Raw genomic sequence first — 18,022 nt, forward strand, 5'->3', positions numbered from 1 at the left:
GACTAAGGCCGAAAAAACCCAGAAATAAGCAAAATCCGCTGCCGTATAAATGTCAGACCCTTATCTTTGCCATCGATAAATCTCTTTTATGAGCAAAGCTGTTTACATCGCCACTACCGAACCCGATAGCGGCAAATCTATCCTATCTTTGGGCTTGATGCAATTGCTGTTGGGCAAGGCGGCCAGAGTGGGGTATTTTAGGCCGATTATCGATGATTTCGAGCCGGGCGGTATCGACAACCATATCAATACCATAACCCAATACTTCAATCTCGATATTCCGTTTTCCGATGCGTATGCCTTTACCCGCAGTGAAGTCATCCAACGAAAAAATGAGGACCGTGACGACGAGATTATAGGTAAAATCATCGAAAAGTATAAGGCGGTCGAAGAGCGGTTTGATTTTGTTTTAGTGGAAGGCACCAGTTTTTCTGGGGAAGGCACAATCATCGAATTTGACATTAATGTGGTCATTGCCAAAAACCTGGGCATTCCTGCGATTTTACTGGCCAGTGGTGTGGGCAAAACTTTAGAGGGGTTAGTGGGCAATCTGCAGATCGCGTATGATACCTTTAAGGACAAAGGTGTAAAAGTACTCGCCGTCATTGGGAATAAAGTACTACCCGAAAATGTCGAGCTTGTAGTAGAGGGACTTCGGAAAAAACTTCCCGCTTCAGTATTGGTCAATGCCATTCCTACAAATCCGGTTTTGGCAAACCCGTCAGTAAAGGAAATTTGTGACACCCTAAACGGGGAAATCCTTTTTGGGGAAGCCTATATCAATAATCAGGTGGACGGATTCAGCGTGGGAGCCATGCAGTTGCGCAACTACCTCGTTCATCTCAAGGAAAACGGACTCGTTATAACTCCGGGGGATAGAGCGGACATTATTTTAGGGGCTTTACAGGCTAATATTTCAGCGAACTATCCTGCGGTTTCCGGTATTATTTTAACCGGCGGAATTATTCCCGAAGAACCCATTCAAAAGTTGATTGAGGGCCTCTCTGAAGTAGTTCCCATCATTTCGGTACCTGGCGGCACTTTTGCCATGGCCAATCAGATCGGGGCCATCAAGTCACAGATGTATGCCGAGAACACCGAAAAAATTAAAACTTCCATCAGCGCTTTTGATAAATACGTCTCTACGGATGCTCTGGCAGAGAACCTGATTACATTTCAGGCGGAGGGTATTACCCCCAGAATGTTTCAATACAATCTTTTAAAACGGGCAAAGACCCATAAAAAGCATATCGTACTGCCGGAAGGCACGGATGAACGCATTTTGAAGGCCGCCAAATTATTGACCGATATAGATGCCGTTGCCATCACTTTATTGGGAAACCTCAAACAGATTACCGACAAGATCGAAAAATTAGAACTGGGCCTAGACCTGAAGAAAGTCCATATCATAGACCCTGTAGCCTCCGAAAACTTTGAGGCCTACGCCACTACCCTTTTCGAATTGCGAAAGCATAAGAACGTCGACCTTACCATGGCGCGCGACCTGATGGAAGATGTTTCCTATTTCGGCACGATGATGGTCAATCAAGGCCATGCCGACGGAATGGTTTCCGGAGCGGTCCATACGACACAGCACACCATTTTGCCCGCATTGCAGTTTGTAAAGACGAAACCGGATGTCTCTTTGGTATCCTCCATATTTTTTATGTGCTTGCCGGATCGGGTAGTTGTTTTTGGCGATTGTGCTATCAACCCCAACCCCACCGCCGAACAGCTGGCGGAAATTGCGATATCTTCTGCGGACACCAGCACTGCTTTCGGCATCGAACCGCGAATTGCAATGCTCTCCTACTCTTCGGGTGCGTCGGGCATCGGCGAGGATGTAGATCGCGTACGACAGGCTACGAAAATAGTAAAACAAAAACGGCCCGATCTCAAAATCGAGGGACCAATTCAATACGACGCCGCCGTTGACCTTAAAGTAGGCCTAAGCAAATTGCCTGACTCCCAAGTAGCCGGTAAAGCCACCGTTTTTATTTTTCCCGATCTCAACACGGGCAACAATACCTATAAAGCCGTACAACGGGAAACTGGAGCTTTAGCCATCGGCCCCATGTTGCAGGGCCTCAACAAACCGGTAAACGACCTGAGCCGCGGCTGCACGGTAGACGATATTTTTAATACGGTGGTTATTACGGCAATACAGGCACAAGGAATTTAAATTTCAAATCACCTCCAAAGTCTCGTCGCTAAAATTCTAAAAAGGAACTTCTAATGTTCACGATTAACTTTTAACCGATACCTATTTAATGAATATACTCATCATCAACGCTGGCAGCTCTTCCATAAAATTCGAGGTACTTCGAATGCCTGATGAAAAAGTCGTCTGTTCAGGCATGGTAGAACGTATCGGTTCGGATGATGCCATCCTTAAATACCGATCGGATACGTTCGAAATCGAAGAGGTAGATGCCATTGCGACCCATAATGAAGCCTTACAAAAAATCGTTGGATTTCTGCTAGATCCGCAAAGAGGTTCCATCAAGAATTTCCAAGAAATCGATGCCATCGGCCACCGAGTAGTTCACGGTGGGGATTCCTTCTCAGCAACCACGCTGATTACGGAAAAAGTTAAAGCGGAAATCCTGGAATATTCAGCCTTGGCACCTCTGCACAATCCACATAACCTGGAAGGCATCAAGGTTGCCGAAAAGCTATTTCCCAAGGCCAAACAAGTGGCGGTATTCGACACTGCCTTCCATCAGACTATGCCGGTAACGGCCCGGAAATATGCCCTTCCCGATACATTCTTTACGGAACATCAAATCAAGGTCTACGGATTTCATGGTACGAGCCATAAATATGTTTCCGAAAAAGCAAAGTCGTATTTGGGCAATACATCCTCGAAAATCATTTCCATCCATTTGGGAAACGGTTGCAGTATGACCGCTGTCGTCAACGGTAAAAGTAGGGACCACAGTATGGGATTCGCGCCATCTAACGGATTGATCATGGGCTCTAGAAGCGGGGATATCGACCATTCTATCATTTTTTATCTTATCAATACTTTAGGGTATACCCCTGAGCAGGTGAACACCCTATTAACTAAAAAAAGCGGTATGCTCGGTCTGACCGGTTTTACGGATCTGCGAGACATTCAGGCCGGTGCGGAAAACGGAGATTTGGGCTGCCAATTGGCGTTGGACATGAACGCTTATCGCATTAAAAAGTATATTGGAGCCTACACCGCTGCCATGAACGGATTGGATGCGGTCGTCTTTACAGCCGGTATCGGCGAAAATTCAGCCACGATACGGAAAATGGTCTGTACCGATATGGACTATCTGGGAATCACGCTAGACGATTACAAAAATGAAATTCGGTCAACCGCCTTTCGAGAAATTAACACAGAGACTTCAAAAGTGAAAATCTTGGTTATTCCAACCAATGAGGAGTTGGAGATTGCAAAGCAGGTTTTTAGTTTGGTAACTTGACGATTAAATCAATATGCTTATGAATTGGATCCTATTGATCATCGGCGGTCTCTTTGAAACGGCGTTCGCGATAAGTTTAGGGAAGGCGCATCATACCTCAGGAAAGGAAATGTGGCTTTGGCTCATAGCCTTTGCCATCAGTGTGAGCATAAGCATGTATCTTCTTTTTAAGGCCATAGGGGGTCAAAACGCTATTCCAGTTGGTACGGCCTATGCGGTGTGGGGGGCAATCGGTGCCATCGGTACGGTCATTGCGGGGATTATTTTATTTAGGGAACCTGTGACTTTTTGGCGGCTGTTCTTTCTCTCTACCTTGGTGATTTCGGTGGTCGGGCTGCAAATCGTGAGTAGCCAAGGATAGCGAAAATCGCCACATCTTGAGGGGGCAGATCGAAACATAACCAAGAAAATCAATTATAATCCCGTGGCTTCTCTTGGCAATAGCGTCAAAAACATCATCGTTAAGAATCAATTTCCTAAGCGTAATCACCTAGTTTTACATTTAATACTTAAAAATTCAACTAATGAAAAATAATTCAAACATCGGATTGGCGCTTATCACAGGAGCTGCTTTGGGTGCAGCATTTTCAATTTTATTTGCTCCAGCCCGAGGGTCCGAAACCAGAAAAAAAATTGCTAAAAGCACGGAAGATGCCACTGATGCACTTCTAAGAGCCGGAGAGCAACTTAAAAATAGTACCAAAGAAAAATTTTACGAAGGGAAAGACAATTTTGAATCCCGTTTAAATGCAATTTCCTCGCATTTACATCAAAATTCTGAAGAGTATATTCCCCTGCTAGAGAAGAAACTGGAAGAACTCAAAAAAAAAGGTCGTAAAATCAACAAGAAAAAGGTCAAGGTATAATTCATGGCGACTTTTATAAAGCTTACAATCGGCCCCGACATTTCGGGGCCCTTTTTAGTTAACGTATCCCCCAATAAATTACGAGAGCCTACAACCGGCAGCCATTTATTTTTACATCGAACAAAATCAAAACACTTAATTTAGTACACTCAACCAATGGCTTTCTATGGGCATCGACTTGATCCTTACGTTTTGTATCATCGGTATCGGGGTATTTCTTTTTGTAAAGGACTATTTCTCGATCGATACGACCTCGATTTTGATCATGGCTCTTTTTATAGTAGCGGGCGTACTGAGTCCCGAAGAGGGTTTTTCGGGGTTCAACCATCCGGCCACCTTGACTTTGGGTTGTATTTTTGTGGTCAGTGGCGGGGTATTCCATTCCGGAATTTTGGATGGTTTGAGCCACCGCATCGTCAAATTGGCCAAGATTCATTACTCGGTGGCATTGGTGACCTTTTGCCTGCTTTCAGGCGTGTTTTCGGCCTTTATCAATGACACTGCCGTAGTCGCCCTGCTCTTGCCGATAGCCTTGACCGTTTGCAGGGAAACGGGTATCAGCCCTGGAAAATTGTTGATGCCCATCTCTTTCGCCGCTCTTTTCGGAGGTACCTGTACCTTGATCGGAACCTCAACGAATATTCTCGTCAGCAGCTATGCCAAAAAATTCGGGTTGGAAGAGTTCGGCATGTTCGAGTTTAGTGGCGCGGCCCTTTGCCTTTTGGTCTTAGGCTTTGTTTATCTGTTTTTGGTCAGTCCGTTTTTGCTTCCCGATAGTAAAGATAACCTGCACTTGACCAAAAAGGCGGAGGAGTATATCACCGAGCTAGAAGTAGCAACGGATTCCCCCGATAGCAACCGCACGGTCGTAAAATCGAGACTGGTCGAAAACTTTGACGTCCGTATTCTTTCGATTTTAAGGGATGGCAAACTTAATCACCATATAGGACCTGAAACTATTTTGTTAGAAGGTGATATTCTAAAGGTCATTGTGCCCCCTTCGAGTTTTAATAGACTTTTGGATGCCAAAGGCTACCATATTATAGGGGATAAGCGTGCGGAAACCGACCAAAAGGACGAGACGTATCGCTTGTATGAAATCATCCTGCCCTTTGGCTCGCCATTGACCGGAAGCTCGTTACAAACGTTGATGTTCAGCCAAAAGTACCATCTATCGGTATTGGCTATCCGCCATAGAAATGAAATTATCATTGACAAACTCGCTCGGGTAGCCCTTCGGGAAGGCGATATGCTACTTGTACTCGGGAAACAGGAAACCATCGACCGTCTCGAATCGCAAAAATTAATCGTCACCCTTTCGGAATACGAGAAAAAAAAGACGAATTATAGGAAGGCGATTCCTGCCATCCTCATCGGCATAGGCGTCATCTTGGTCGCCTCGCTCAATCTGACCGGAATTTTGATCAGCGCCATGGTCGGTGCCCTGCTTATGATATTGACGGGGGTGCTGACACCTAACGAAGCCTATAAAGTTGTGGAATGGAAAGTTATTTTCATGATGGCCGGTGTACTATCCATGGGGTCCGCCCTAGAAAAAACGGGGGGCGCGGAGCTGATCGCCCAGTTTATCGAGACCAATCTGGGGCAATACGACGCACGAATCACATTGAGCATCATCTATCTGGTCTCTTTCATATCAACCAACCTGATTTCCAGCAAGGCGACGGCCGCATTAATGGCCCCGGTGGTCATTAGCCTTGCCGCGGCCATGGAAGTCAGTTACCGTCCCTTTTTAGTGGCGGTCATGTTTGCCTGCTCCCTGACCTTTATGACGCCTATGAGCTATCCGACGAACACCATGGTTTATGCTCCAGGTAACTATAAGTTCAACGATTTTCTAAAGTTCGGAACGCCCCTGAACCTTATTACCTGGGTGGCGGCGTCTTTTGTTATTCCCTATTTTTTTCCATTTTGAATTGGAACATTTGGGATGATCCACAGGAGACCGATAGATGAGAAAAAGGCTTTAACATCCATTTAAGCCCAAGGTACAGTCCATCTAAAGGTTCCATCGTCTTCGATTTCGGCATTGTTGGCGACCAATTCCCATTTCAACGATTTGTTGCCTGCATGGCAAATTAAACACCTACCGCTAAGAAACGTAGTGATCTATAGCGATTTCTCTTTATCAGAAGACCCCACCACAAGTATCGGATCTGTAAGGTAACGTTCTGGGGCGGGAATTACATATAAGGAATGGAGCACGCTTTCTTTTATCTCTATTTTTTGCAAGGCTACGGTTTGTAGACTAGCATCAAAATGCACATGCACGTTGTACGTGCCGGTATCCACCTCTATGGTTTCGCTACTTTTTGGGTAGGCCGTGGAACGTACCTCCTTTTTCCCCTTGTTGTTCATAAAATCAAGCGAAAATGGTACGGCACCGGGCATCAGATGCATCACTCTTATTTTTCCCGTGTTTTTTTCAGCGATATAAAAATCGTTTTGAACGATCAATTGGGGCAGATAATCGTTGGCGGTAATACCCTCGGATCCTTCAACAATGGTATGCAATTTTTGCATCGTACTTTTTCTGTTGACGGGTTGGTTTTTTTCGGGAATCCCGGTCAATACCAAGGTGTATCGGCCATCACGTCCCATACCGATTTTCTTTTCCAAAAGTAGCTTTCCGTCTGCCCAAACCTTTATAAAATAGATTTTGGCTTCGAGGGATGTATAGTTTGAAAGTTTCCCATATTTAAGTTTTAGCGAAGTCTTTTCTTGCTTTCCATCGTACAAGGTAATGGTCGCATTTTGAGTGGAAAACAGAAACTGCCCTACCCGAAACTGGGCCGGTGCGGCTTCCTTGGGTGAGCAACCCGAAAGAAGTGGGACCATCATCATCAGTACCAAAATTTTAATCCTAATTATCATCCGTACCGGTTTTCATTTTTTTGTTATGCTGCAGCAATAAGGGTCTTCCCAATACTACCAATAGTACAATAAAAAGAAGTCCGCCGAAGGCTACCGGCTTGGAAATAGCTACGCGAAACAAAAGTGTACATGCGGTAATGACGGCTATCACAATTCCAATGGCCGGTATCCATTTTAGTTTTTCGCTCTCGCGAAAACATAGCCAATTAACGGTTCCAAAAGTGATTACAAAAATCAAACTTGCGGCCTCGACCAAGGCGGTAAGCGAACCTGCAATGGCCATTATGCCGGCCAAGGAACCCAGCACGATAATAGCCCTATCGGGTATGTCCTTCCCGTTGGTGTGCTTAAACCATTTCGGGAGTTCGTTGGCCTTAGCGATGTTTTTGGTCAGGTTGGCCGTGGAAAAGAGGGTGGAATTGATGGCGGCCGCCGTAGCGAAACCCGCAGCGACCGTCATGATGATTACCCCGGTCTGGCCAAAGGCCTTTTGTGCCGTGATGGATAGTGCGATGGCCTTAAAATCCACTAGCGAAACGGCGCCCCCGATAAATGTGGCGCCTAAGGCAACAATAATGTAAAGCACCACCACAAAGACCACGGCACTAATCATAACTGGCATAAAATTTTTAGCGGGATTCTTGATGCGGTCGTATTCGTAGCTCAAAAGTTGAAAGCCCTCATACCCCATAAATATCGCCCCGCCCCCGACCAGTGCAGACCACACGGGTCGAGGCTCGATACCAGCAACCAATTGTACGGCATCCCATTTTGTGAGGCCGTAAATACCCAAGGCCAAAAGCACGGCAAGGTTAGCGCACACAATACCGATTTCCACTTTGGTCATTTTTCCCACTCCCGCCAAATTCAACAAAATCAAGGCCGCGATAATACCTACCGCCAATATCCGTATGACAAACGCACTACCGTGAAAGGCAAAAGAAACGTAGTGGCCAAATGCGTAGGCATAAACAGAAATGGTAAACACGTATCCTAAGATAAGCAACCAAGCAAGGTTGCCTGCCATAGCCTTATCGTTTACCTCTTTTAGAAAGGCAAAGACCCCGCCACTATCATCGAACTTGTTGGAGAGAAACACATAACTATAGGCGGCGGTAACTGCCAAAATACCGATAATCAAAAAGGCCAACCAGGCCCATTGGGCCGAAACCGCGATAACCACTCCGAGTACCGTATAGATGCCACCCCCGACCATACCACCTGCAGCCAAGGCCCATACCGATATAGGATGTAACTTTTTTGCCACGATTGTTCCTTTTATATATGTTGTATGCAGTCCATATTCCAAAAGTACCCCAAACAAACCAATAGTTAACCCGAAAGCAATTCTGTTCTTTGCTGCAAAAAATTATTTATTAATTTGATAAAAATTACGGAATAAAATGATCGTTAGAAAATCATCTAAAGGGCTTCACATCATCTATCAGGCAGCTCACGGATTGCTTGCCGGAAAAATCGCCCAGGCCCTGAAACTGGACTACCGAACCGATCGCTGGCTCGACACCTTGATTGCCATCGTCGAACACGATGACCACCAGCTCGATTTTGAGGAAAAGAAATATTTGTCAGATTTTGGTATTCCCTTAGATTTTACCGAGGATGATGTCAGTACCGATAAAATTCTGAAAAGGGCCGAACGGGTGGTTCGACAAGCGAAAAGTAAGTCACTATGGACAGCTATGTTGGTATCTTTTCATCTTGATTTTCTTTATGGGAATCTCAGGGAAGAAAGCAAAAAAGCTAAGCAATTTCTAGAATCACAAGATACTTTTCGAAACGAGATGATAGCTCATTTCGGAATCAGCCAAAAAAAGGCGGAATCGGCGTATGAACTTCTACGGTTTTGTGACCGATGTTCCCTAATTCTATGTAAAGACGAGATACCCGGCAATCTTCGAAAGTTGGAGATAAATACCTCCATCAAGCAGAAAACGTATTTCATACGGGAAAAAGAAAACGGAAAGATTTCCGTAAATCCCTGGTGCTTCGAAGCATCGGATTTTGAGGTGAGCGTCGAGGAAACCCTTCTTGAACAACCGAAATTCAAAAATCAAAAAGAATTTCAAGCGATATTGGAAAATACGGATCGAACCTATCGGTCTTATAGTTTTGAACGTTGATTTTAAGGACCAGCCGCCATTTCCGCTCTCATCGCAACAGGAAGTCGACTCGCAGAAATCGATGGAACTCCCTTGCAGAAATATTTAAATCAATAGGAATCAATTCCCCAAAATATTTAAATACAGTGCCAAAATTAAACCGATACTGGTCGCAAACCCTGACCGGTATCGGTCCATTTTAGAAAACTTTCAGGCTTACCCTAAGGTCCAAGGATTCCGATAGTCACGTTTAACGAACTGGTTTACTTCATCGATATTGGTAACGCGCATTTTTTCGGCGTCCCAGAGCATTTCAATATTTCGGGCGGGATAATCGAAATAAGTTTTTCCTTGGTCGTTTTTCATTTCCTTTCTGATGTCTACGCCCCTAATGGCGAGGTTGGCGATCAACAAGGTTTCGGTCAGCGGCCCGGCAATCTCGAAAGGTGAGCTCAGTTCCTTTTTACCATATCCCGCGATGGCGGCCTCGACCCATTGGCCATAATGGCCATCGGTACTACCGGGCACCCTTGCCAACTTTTGAGGCACCTTGACTTCATCAGTCTTCGAGGTAGGCAACAACCGCGCGTTCTCGCCATAGGTGCTGCACATCATCTTGCCCTTATCGCCGATGAAAAGCACGCCGTTTCCGCCATCGCCAAAGGTCTCGTTCGGGCCCAGCTCCTCAGGCCGTGTGGGCTGTATGCCACCGTCCATCCAGTGCAGTTCGACCTCGCCATCGGTTTTATCCGTCTTAGGGAAGGTCATCGTTACGTGGCTCGAAGGTGGACAGCTATCCGGAAAATATCCGCGTTGAAACTCGTCGACATATACGCTACCCACGCTACATTGAACGTCTTTAGGATATTTCAGGTCAAGGGTCCTAAACGGGGACTCTACCAAATGGCAGCCCATGTCGCCTAGGGCACCCGTACCGTAGTCCCACCAACCCCGCCAGTTGAAGGGTACAAGCCCGTTTATAAAATCCTTATAGGGCGCAGTGCCGAGCCACAGGTCCCAATCGAGTTCTTTGGGAACTTCCGCCTTGGTCTGGGGCCAGGGAATGCCCTGCGGCCATACAGGCCTATCGGTCCAGCAATAGACCGTGTGTACATTTCCGATGACCCCGGCATCGTACCACTCGCGTACTTGGCGAGAACCATCGGAAGAGGCGCCCTGATTGCCCATTTGGGTCACTACCTTGTATTTTTTAGCGGCCTCGGTCAATTGCCGTGCCTCGTAAATATCATGCGTCAAGGGCTTCTGAACATAGACCGCCTTCCCCATTTCCATGGCCGGTAATGCCGCTACCGCATGAGTATGATCGGGAGTGGAAACGGAAACGGCATCGAAATTTTTGGATTCTTTGTCGTACAGTTCCCGCCAATCCTTATAATATTTGGCTTTGGGGAAACGGGCCACGGAATCCGCCGCCCTGCGTTCGTCAACATCACAGAGAAAAGCGATATCGGCCTTTTCCGTTTTCGCAAAATTGGCGATATCACTTTTCCCTTTGCCACCTACCCCAATGCCGGCTACTACCAGTTTATCGCTAGGGGCGATAAAACCAGGGCCGCCCAACACGTGGCGCGGTACTATCGATATTCCAGCGGTCGCTATCGCCGTATTTTTAATAAAATTCCTTCTTGATCCTGCAGGCACATTTGATTTTTTTGACATGTTTCTCGATTTAAAATGAATGTCTTATCCAAGCGCATTTTAATATACTAGGGAGTTGTACAATTGCGCTCAAAATAAAACACGATTAATTTACGTATAAATCTACTTTTTTCTGTTCATTTCGGGGAAATAATTCCGTTTTTCCCATTCCGCGACCCGCAGCCTGCCTCAGTATTTAATTTTTTTGGTTCAATACAAGCAAATGTTGATTCAAACCGGCCGTTGTTTGTTTTCAAACGCGCCTTACCTTAACTTTAAAGCAAAACATAGTATTATGAACCCACTATTGGAAGTACTACAACAAGGACAGAGCATTTGGCTAGATCTTTTGGATCGAAAAATGATGGATTCTGGCAAATTGAGATCTTGGATCGATGATGACGGGCTGCGGGGCATTACCTCGAATCCGGCCATTTTTGAAAAAGCGATCAGCAACAGTTCCGACTATGACGAAGATATTGCGTCGCTCGCCAAAAACGAGAACAACAACGAGGCTATTTTTTTCGGCCTGGCCGTAAAGGATATTCAACGTGCCACGGATATCTTTCAACCCATTTACGAAGAGACCGAAGGCCTGGACGGTTACGTCAGCCTTGAAGTATCCCCATTTTTGGCTCGGGATACCAACGGCACGATAGCACAGGCTAGGGAGCTTTGGAAAAAAGTAGACCGCAAAAACGTGATGATCAAGATTCCCGGTACCAAAGAAGGATTGCCTGCCATACGAAAATGCATCAGCGAAGGCATCAATATCAATGTGACCCTCTTGTTCGGTATTCCCCGGTACAAGGAAGTAACGGAAGCCTTTATCAGCGGTCTGGAAGACAGGCTCGACGCTGGTAAATCCATTGACGGAATCGCGTCCGTAGCCAGCTTTTTCCTGAGCCGTATTGATGTGATGGTCGATCCCATGTTGGAAGAAAAAGGCCTAAAAGATTTAAAAGGCGAGGTGGCCATTGCCTCCGCAAAAAAGGCCTATCAGATCTATCAGGAAGTATTCTCCCGCGATCGTTTTAAAAAATTAAGGAAGAAAGGGGCAAAACCCCAAAGGGTACTTTGGGCCAGTACCAGTGTCAAAGACCCCTCGTTCCGCGATGTCAAATACGTAGAGGCCCTTATCGGTCCGGAAACCGTCAATACCCTGCCATTAGATACTTTGGAAGCCTTTCGCGACCATGGTAAAGTGGCCAACGAGCTGACCGAAAATACCGATCACTCGGATAAGGTGCTACACCAATTAAAGGAAAAAGGAATCAATATCGACAAGGTCACACAAGACCTGGAAGACGAGGGTATCGAAAAATTCAATACACCGTTCGACAAACTTTTAAAAGGGATCGAGGCACAAAAACAAAAGGCGGTTTCTTAATCTTTCGGTTGATGAAGCTTAGAATAAGCATAGCATACATGATGCGGCCATGCTCTCTAAAAGTAGCCTTTAAATTATGATTATTTTAACTGTTGCTATACATTTTATTTACACACTTTATGCGATAGTCCTTTTATTTACCCTGACATCGTGGTAATTTTTCTTAACGCTCTTTTTTAGGGAACGTGGCACTACGCTCATTGGCATTACGCTGTGATTGTCATCGGAGTTATCATTGGATTTAAATACAAAAAACCAGCTTAGGGCTGGTTTTTTTTAGTTTAAAGGCGTTGAAAAGACCTTACGCATTATCTCTAGGCTGGTGCTTCTCTTGCCGCTGTTTTTCCTGCTGGTTTATTTTCTTGCCATCGGTTTCTTTGTGATTGATGGCCTGCTCACCAATACTTTGCTTTCCTTTTTCGATTTTATTCTTGTTTTTATCCATAATAATAGTATTTAAAATTAGCGTTTATGGGATAATTCCCGTTTCTTATTTTTATAGTATCAAGCCTTGGCTATGGTATTTTGGTTCAAGTAATCTTTTGGCACAGCGGTCAACTTTCCATCCGAATCCTGTTCTTCGTTCAAGGTATTCTGTAGTTCATCAGCATGGCATCAAGACCTATTTCCTTTGCAAGGCGAACAATATATCATATCCAGATATTTTTAGAAATAATACTACCTTAACCCATATTACCAAGTTAGGAGGTAACTGACGGATCTATTGACCCAAAAGGGCTTATCTATGACCTTAAAGCAAAATCGGTTCAGAATAGTTAGTATAAAAAGGGGACAGACTATCAAATTTCAGATCGTCTTAACAGCACCGGAGATCAATTTTCGTTATATTGTTGTAAAAAATAATGAAAGATTCAGCTATGTTCTGGGTGGCAGCCACCACCCTTGTTTTGATAACAGTTACAATCATGTCGGTTATGAACTTTGCCTTCAATTGGGTGTTTTATATCACCGTATTAGGGCAAATAATGATTGTATTTATGGTCTATAGGGTGTTACGGGACAACTATACCACCGATAAAACCTTTGCCGACTTTTATGAAGACCATCCCATAGGGCGGCAGGAGTAACCTAGCGCCAGGCTTGACGGTTAGGCATTACGCCGAACGCAAATCGCTTTACGCTTCTATTGGCTCTACGGCATACGGAGTAAAACAATAAGCTTCGCCGACTAAATTTTGGAATAATTGTAATAAGGGTTTAGCCATGCCACTTCCTAGCCTCAATTTGACACCGCGTTTTGCCCAGAAGATTTTCGTTTGGGCGCGAGCCCCATACCCAGTTCGGGAATGACCAATAGCGGAATTTGGGTGTGGAAAGCCACACGCTTGACTACCGGTTCACGGGTCATACGCTCCATATAGCTGTGTTGATAGTTGAGCATGGCCAGTAAATGGATATCGAGTTCGTTGGTAAAGGCCTCCAAGGTTTTTGAGACGGAATTCAATTCGGAAACCGTATGCACGTAATGCTCAACGTTCTTTAAATATTTACGAAGCATGCCTAGATTGAACTGCTGAAGCTCCGTCAATGCCATGATTTCATACTGTACATGAACAATGCGGATAGCCGCCCCAAAGGCTTTCGCCATCTCGATCAACGGCTGTAGCTCAGATTGCGCATAGAAACGGTTAAAGTCCGTTGCAAAAGCGATTTCAGTAGGAGTCACAAAATCGAAATCTTGTGGAATGGCCAATACCGGGCAATTTTTGATGGATTTGATCATGCGTACGGCATTGCTTCCCATAAAAACCTCTTCCATGCCCGATGCCCCCTTGGTTCCGGTCACGATCAAGTTGATATTGTGGTTTTCGACCGTATCCTTGATTTCGTCCACCAAAAAACTGAAAGATGAAATGGTTTTATAGTGATGATAGGGATTGTTGTCCCATTTTTTTATCCGCTCCACCCATGTCTTGAGTCCCCTTTCGGAATGCAGATGTGCACCATCTTCGAACGCCGCCCCGTCAAAATTGGCGGCCATAAAACGACTACTGGCTATGGCCGGTGTGTATACGTTCAGTAAATGAAAGATACATTTCTCGTTCTTGAAAAGATCCATAGCGTATCTTGCGGCGTTCCATGCGTTTTCGGAAAAATCCGTAGGTATCAAAATGTTCTTCATGAGTGTTGTGCTTGGGAATATGGCAACAAATGTATAGGGGACCATTAACGAAAACTATGATATTTATCAGGTTTTCTGCGATTTGTTCAACTACTCTTACTTTACGTGACGTCACAACAAATAATCAAAACATAGCCTGAGTGGAAGTTTGCTACAGTAGTCTCCAAATTTTAGTCATGCCGGATAGTCTTCTCAAAATCCGTCGATCACGTTCTGAAGTCCTTTTTCGTCAACGATGGCAACCTTTTTACCGGAGGTTTTCAGAAATCCCTTTTTCTTAAATTCTGAAATTATCCGGATACACGATTCCGTTGCGGTACCGACCACATTGGCAATATCTTCTCGGGAAAGGGTCAAGGATAAAAACCCGTTCTTATCTTCCCCAAAGTTTGTTTTCAGGTACAGAAACGCCTCGGCAATGCGCTGTTTTACCGTTTTTTGGCCCATGTTCACGATAACGTCATCGGCTTCCTTGAGATCGTGGGCCATATGGCGCAACACCTCAATAGTGAAATTGGGATTTCCGTTCAGCGTAGTGGAAATAATCTCTTTGGGTATAAAACAGACTTCCATGTCATCGACAGCGGTGGCACTTAGGTTGGTGACTTCTTCGGCAATAACGGAACGCTGGCCCAATACCTCGGCCTTGGCGGCCAATTTCACAATTTGGTTCTTCCCGTTGGCACTCAGTTTCGACAGTTTTGAGACTCCGTTTCGCACACAATAGACCCCTGGCAATTTTTCGCCTTCCTCAAAAATCGGCTGTCCTTTCTTGACTATTTTGACGGTTTTGGCATCAGAAACTTTTTTCAGTTCTTCTTTACTCATTGCCCGCAAGGCATTGAACTGCCTTACGATACAACTTTCACAACGGGTCTGTATACCATCTATCATACGCTCGATATTTTCTCAACGGTGTAAAAATACAGATTACAAAAAAGAGAAAACATGACAATTATCATATTCTCGGACGGCTATTGTCGGCATCTTTGCTACCGGTATTTAGAATAGCTATGGAAACGGTCAACTGTTATCATTGTGGGGACGATTGTGGGGCCGCGCCAATTATTTTCGACGAAAAAGAATTTTGCTGCAACGGTTGCAAGACGGTCTACGAAATATTCGACACGAACGACCTATCCTATTATTATGATTTGCAATCGGCCGCGGGTGCGACCCCAAAAACGAGCGAGGGTAAATATGATTATCTAGAGACCGAGGCTATCATCGAACGCTTGACGGAATTCAGCGACACCGAGCTGCAGATTATCAATCTCTACATTCCACATATTCACTGTAGTTCTTGTATTTGGGTACTTGAAAACCTGAACAAATTGAATCCGGCCATCAGCTTATCGCAGGTTGATTTTCCAAAAAAATCGGTGAGGGTCACGTATAATCCCTCAAAAATCCCCTTAAAGCAACTGGTGATCCTACTTTCGAAAATTGGCTACGAGCCCTATATTTCCTTGGATGATTTTGACAATAAAAAGAAGGACATCGACCGCAACCTGATCTACAAATTGGCGGTGGCGGGTTTTGCTTTCGGCAATGTAATGTTCTTATCTTTTCCCGATTATTTTGATATGTCATTGAGCCGTACGTCAGGTGGTGAATTCTGGCTCAACCAATACGAGACCTTATTTCGGTGGATGATGTTCGCCTTTTCGTTGCCCGTTGTTTTTTATGCCGGAAGGGATTATTTTATCTCCGCCTACAAAGGCTTGCGCAGTAAACTATTAAACATCGACGTGCCTATCGCTTTGGGCATTCTGGTACTTTTTCTTCGAAGCACGGTAGAAATCATTTTCGATTGGGGAAGCGGGTTTTTCGATTCTCTAACGGGATTGGTTTTCTTCCTATTATTGGGGAAATTCTTCCAACAAAAAACCTATGACTTCCTTTCTTTTGAGCGGGACTATAAGGCCTACTTCCCAATTGCAATAACCCGGATTACAGCCGAAGGAAAAGAAATCACAACACAGTTACATGAAATTGAACGCGGCGATCGTTTGTTGATCCGCAACGAAGAACTGATTCCGGTCGACGGTATCATGATCAATGGAACTGCCCGAATCGACTATAGTTTTGTTACGGGAGAATCGGAACCTATAAGCAAGCAATCGGGGGATAAGGTCTATGCGGGAGGAAAACAATTGCAGGGCGCCATCGAGATGGAGGCCTTAAAATCCGTCTCGCAATCGTACCTGACCCAATTGTGGGGCAATTCCGTTTTCCAAAACAATACGCAGAGCAAATTCCGTACGTTGACCGACAGCATCGGAAGGCGGTTTACGATTGCCGTGCTGTCCATCGCTTTTATTTCTACAGCTTTCTGGCTTTACCTCGACCCGAGCAAGGCGCTGAACGTCTTCACCGCTGTGCTCATCATTGCTTGCCCCTGTGCCATCGCTCTCGCGGCACCCTTTACCTTGGGAAACCTACTCCGCATCTTCGGCCGTAAAAAATTCTACCTAAAAGATACGCAAACCATCGAGCAGCTCGCCCTTATCGACACGGCCATTTTCGATAAGACGGGAACGATTACAACATCCCAAAAAAGTATGGCCACCTATGAGGGCATGCCCCTGACCGCTCAAGAAGAATCGCTTTTAAAAAATACCCTCCGCGCTTCGAACCATCCGCTTAGCCGCACATTGTACAACATGCTCGCCGAACAGGATATCTATACCTTAGATGAATACGAAGAGCATCTGGGCAAGGGCTTGGAAGGCACAAAGGACAACGACCATATGAAAATCGGTTCGATGGATTTTGTAGGCAATCGGCAACCGAAAGACGCCCTCAACACTTCGGTGCATATCAGTAGCAACGATTCGTACAGGGGCAAATACGTGTTTTACAACCACTATCGTGAGGGGGTTAGCGAATTATTTCAGGGGATGTCCGGATTTTTGGACCTCGCCCTACTTTCGGGGGACAACGAAGGCGAAAAAGAGCGGTTACAGCAACTGCTTCCTCAAAATACGCCGCTCCATTTCAACCAAAAACCGGAAAGCAAACTGCATTTTATAAAATCGTTGCAAGAAAAAGGCAAAAAGGTCTTGATGCTCGGCGACGGACTGAACGATGCCGGCGCCTTGGCCCAAGCCGATGTAGGAATCGCCATTTCGGAAAACGTAAACATATTTTCGCCAGCATGCGATGGTATTTTGGATGCTTCCAAATTCCAGCAGCTTTACCAGTACATTCTGGCATCCCAAAAAGCAATGAAAATAGTCAAACTTTGCTTTATCCTATCTCTATTATACAACGCAATCGGCCTCTATTTCGCCGTAACCGGACAGCTACGGCCTGTTGTAGCTGCCATTCTGATGCCATTGAGCTCAATTAGCGTAGTGGCATTCGCAACGGGTATGACGAATATATTGGGAAGGAAGTTAAGGTGAGGGAAGAAAGGATTGTGGAAATCGGGGTCTTGAACAGCCAATGATTTATAAAAAAACAGAAAACCTGATAAATATCATATTTCG

At 45.1% G+C, this 18,022-nt stretch carries 15 protein-coding genes; 9 read left to right on the forward strand and 6 right to left on the reverse strand.

Annotated features, from left to right (window positions below; genetic code table 11):
- Positions 1 to 88: 88 nt before the first annotated feature.
- From pta to BLT07_RS10745, 5 genes are all read left to right on the forward strand, one after another.
- Entirely contained in the window at positions 89 to 2,182 is a 2,094-nt protein-coding gene (pta, locus tag BLT07_RS10725; RefSeq protein ID WP_091868542.1) for a phosphate acetyltransferase, read from the forward strand.
- A gap of 88 nt (positions 2,183 to 2,270) precedes the next feature.
- A complete protein-coding gene (locus tag BLT07_RS10730; protein ID WP_091868544.1) occupies positions 2,271 to 3,455 on the forward strand; it encodes an acetate/propionate family kinase in 1,185 nt (394 codons plus the stop codon).
- Positions 3,456 to 3,474: 19 nt separating this feature from the next.
- Positions 3,475 to 3,816, forward strand: a complete 342-nt coding sequence (locus BLT07_RS10735) for a DMT family transporter (RefSeq protein WP_091868546.1) — start codon at positions 3,475 to 3,477, stop codon at positions 3,814 to 3,816.
- Positions 3,817 to 3,979: 163 nt separating this feature from the next.
- The gene (locus BLT07_RS10740) at positions 3,980 to 4,321 is read left to right on the forward strand and encodes a YtxH domain-containing protein (protein WP_091868548.1); all 342 of its coding nucleotides are present in this window, start codon (positions 3,980 to 3,982) and stop codon (positions 4,319 to 4,321) included.
- A gap of 166 nt (positions 4,322 to 4,487) precedes the next feature.
- On the forward strand, positions 4,488 to 6,257 hold the full coding sequence (locus tag BLT07_RS10745) for an SLC13 family permease (protein ID WP_091868549.1): 1,770 nt from the start codon (positions 4,488 to 4,490) through the stop codon (positions 6,255 to 6,257).
- A 194-nt stretch (positions 6,258 to 6,451) separates the two neighbouring features.
- Here BLT07_RS10745 and BLT07_RS10750 read toward each other — a convergent pair whose 3' ends face one another.
- Complete coding sequence (locus tag BLT07_RS10750) at positions 6,452 to 7,216, reverse strand: DUF4397 domain-containing protein (protein WP_091868551.1); 765 nt, start codon at positions 7,214 to 7,216, stop codon at positions 6,452 to 6,454.
- Positions 7,206 to 8,483, reverse strand: coding sequence for an APC family permease (locus tag BLT07_RS10755; protein ID WP_245726515.1), 1,278 nt, complete (start codon positions 8,481 to 8,483; stop codon positions 7,206 to 7,208). Before BLT07_RS10755 ends, BLT07_RS10750 begins: the two co-directional genes overlap by 11 nt.
- A 136-nt stretch (positions 8,484 to 8,619) precedes the next feature.
- Between BLT07_RS10755 and BLT07_RS10760 the strand changes: the two genes are divergently transcribed.
- Positions 8,620 to 9,357: a DUF3891 family protein gene (locus BLT07_RS10760; protein WP_091868553.1), complete on the forward strand. Its 738-nt coding sequence runs from the start codon at positions 8,620 to 8,622 to the stop codon at positions 9,355 to 9,357.
- 195 nt (positions 9,358 to 9,552) lie between these two features.
- On the opposite strand, the gene BLT07_RS10765 is transcribed toward BLT07_RS10760, so the two are convergent.
- Entirely contained in the window at positions 9,553 to 11,016 is a 1,464-nt protein-coding gene (locus BLT07_RS10765; protein ID WP_091868555.1) for a Gfo/Idh/MocA family protein, read from the reverse strand.
- A 274-nt stretch (positions 11,017 to 11,290) separates the two neighbouring features.
- On the opposite strand from BLT07_RS10765, the gene tal reads away from it, so the two are divergent.
- Positions 11,291 to 12,385, forward strand: a complete 1,095-nt coding sequence (gene tal / locus BLT07_RS10770; protein ID WP_091868557.1) for a transaldolase — start codon at positions 11,291 to 11,293, stop codon at positions 12,383 to 12,385.
- Between the two features lie 301 nt (positions 12,386 to 12,686).
- On the opposite strand, the gene BLT07_RS21015 is transcribed toward tal, so the two are convergent.
- Entirely contained in the window at positions 12,687 to 12,830 is a 144-nt protein-coding gene (locus BLT07_RS21015; RefSeq protein ID WP_175455317.1) for a hypothetical protein, read from the reverse strand.
- 418 nt (positions 12,831 to 13,248) lie between these two features.
- Between BLT07_RS21015 and BLT07_RS10775 the strand changes: the two genes are divergently transcribed.
- Entirely contained in the window at positions 13,249 to 13,473 is a 225-nt protein-coding gene (locus tag BLT07_RS10775; protein WP_091868559.1) for a hypothetical protein, read from the forward strand.
- A gap of 152 nt (positions 13,474 to 13,625) precedes the next feature.
- On the opposite strand, the gene BLT07_RS10780 is transcribed toward BLT07_RS10775, so the two are convergent.
- Both BLT07_RS10780 and BLT07_RS10785 read right to left on the reverse strand, forming a co-directional pair.
- Positions 13,626 to 14,528, reverse strand: a complete 903-nt coding sequence (locus BLT07_RS10780) for a universal stress protein (RefSeq protein WP_091868560.1) — start codon at positions 14,526 to 14,528, stop codon at positions 13,626 to 13,628.
- Positions 14,529 to 14,720: 192 nt separating this feature from the next.
- The gene (locus tag BLT07_RS10785) at positions 14,721 to 15,422 is read right to left on the reverse strand and encodes a Crp/Fnr family transcriptional regulator (protein WP_245726516.1); all 702 of its coding nucleotides are present in this window, start codon (positions 15,420 to 15,422) and stop codon (positions 14,721 to 14,723) included.
- 119 nt (positions 15,423 to 15,541) lie between these two features.
- Here BLT07_RS10785 and BLT07_RS10790 point away from each other — a divergent pair, with 119 nt between their 5' ends.
- Positions 15,542 to 17,938 (forward strand): heavy metal translocating P-type ATPase, encoded by a 2,397-nt coding sequence (locus tag BLT07_RS10790; RefSeq protein ID WP_091868562.1) that lies wholly within the window; start codon positions 15,542 to 15,544, stop codon positions 17,936 to 17,938.
- Positions 17,939 to 18,022: the final 84 nt, after the last annotated feature.

The sequence above is a fragment of the Pricia antarctica genome, from assembly GCF_900101815.1.
GTDB classification, from domain to species: Bacteria; Bacteroidota; Bacteroidia; order Flavobacteriales; family Flavobacteriaceae; genus Pricia; species Pricia antarctica.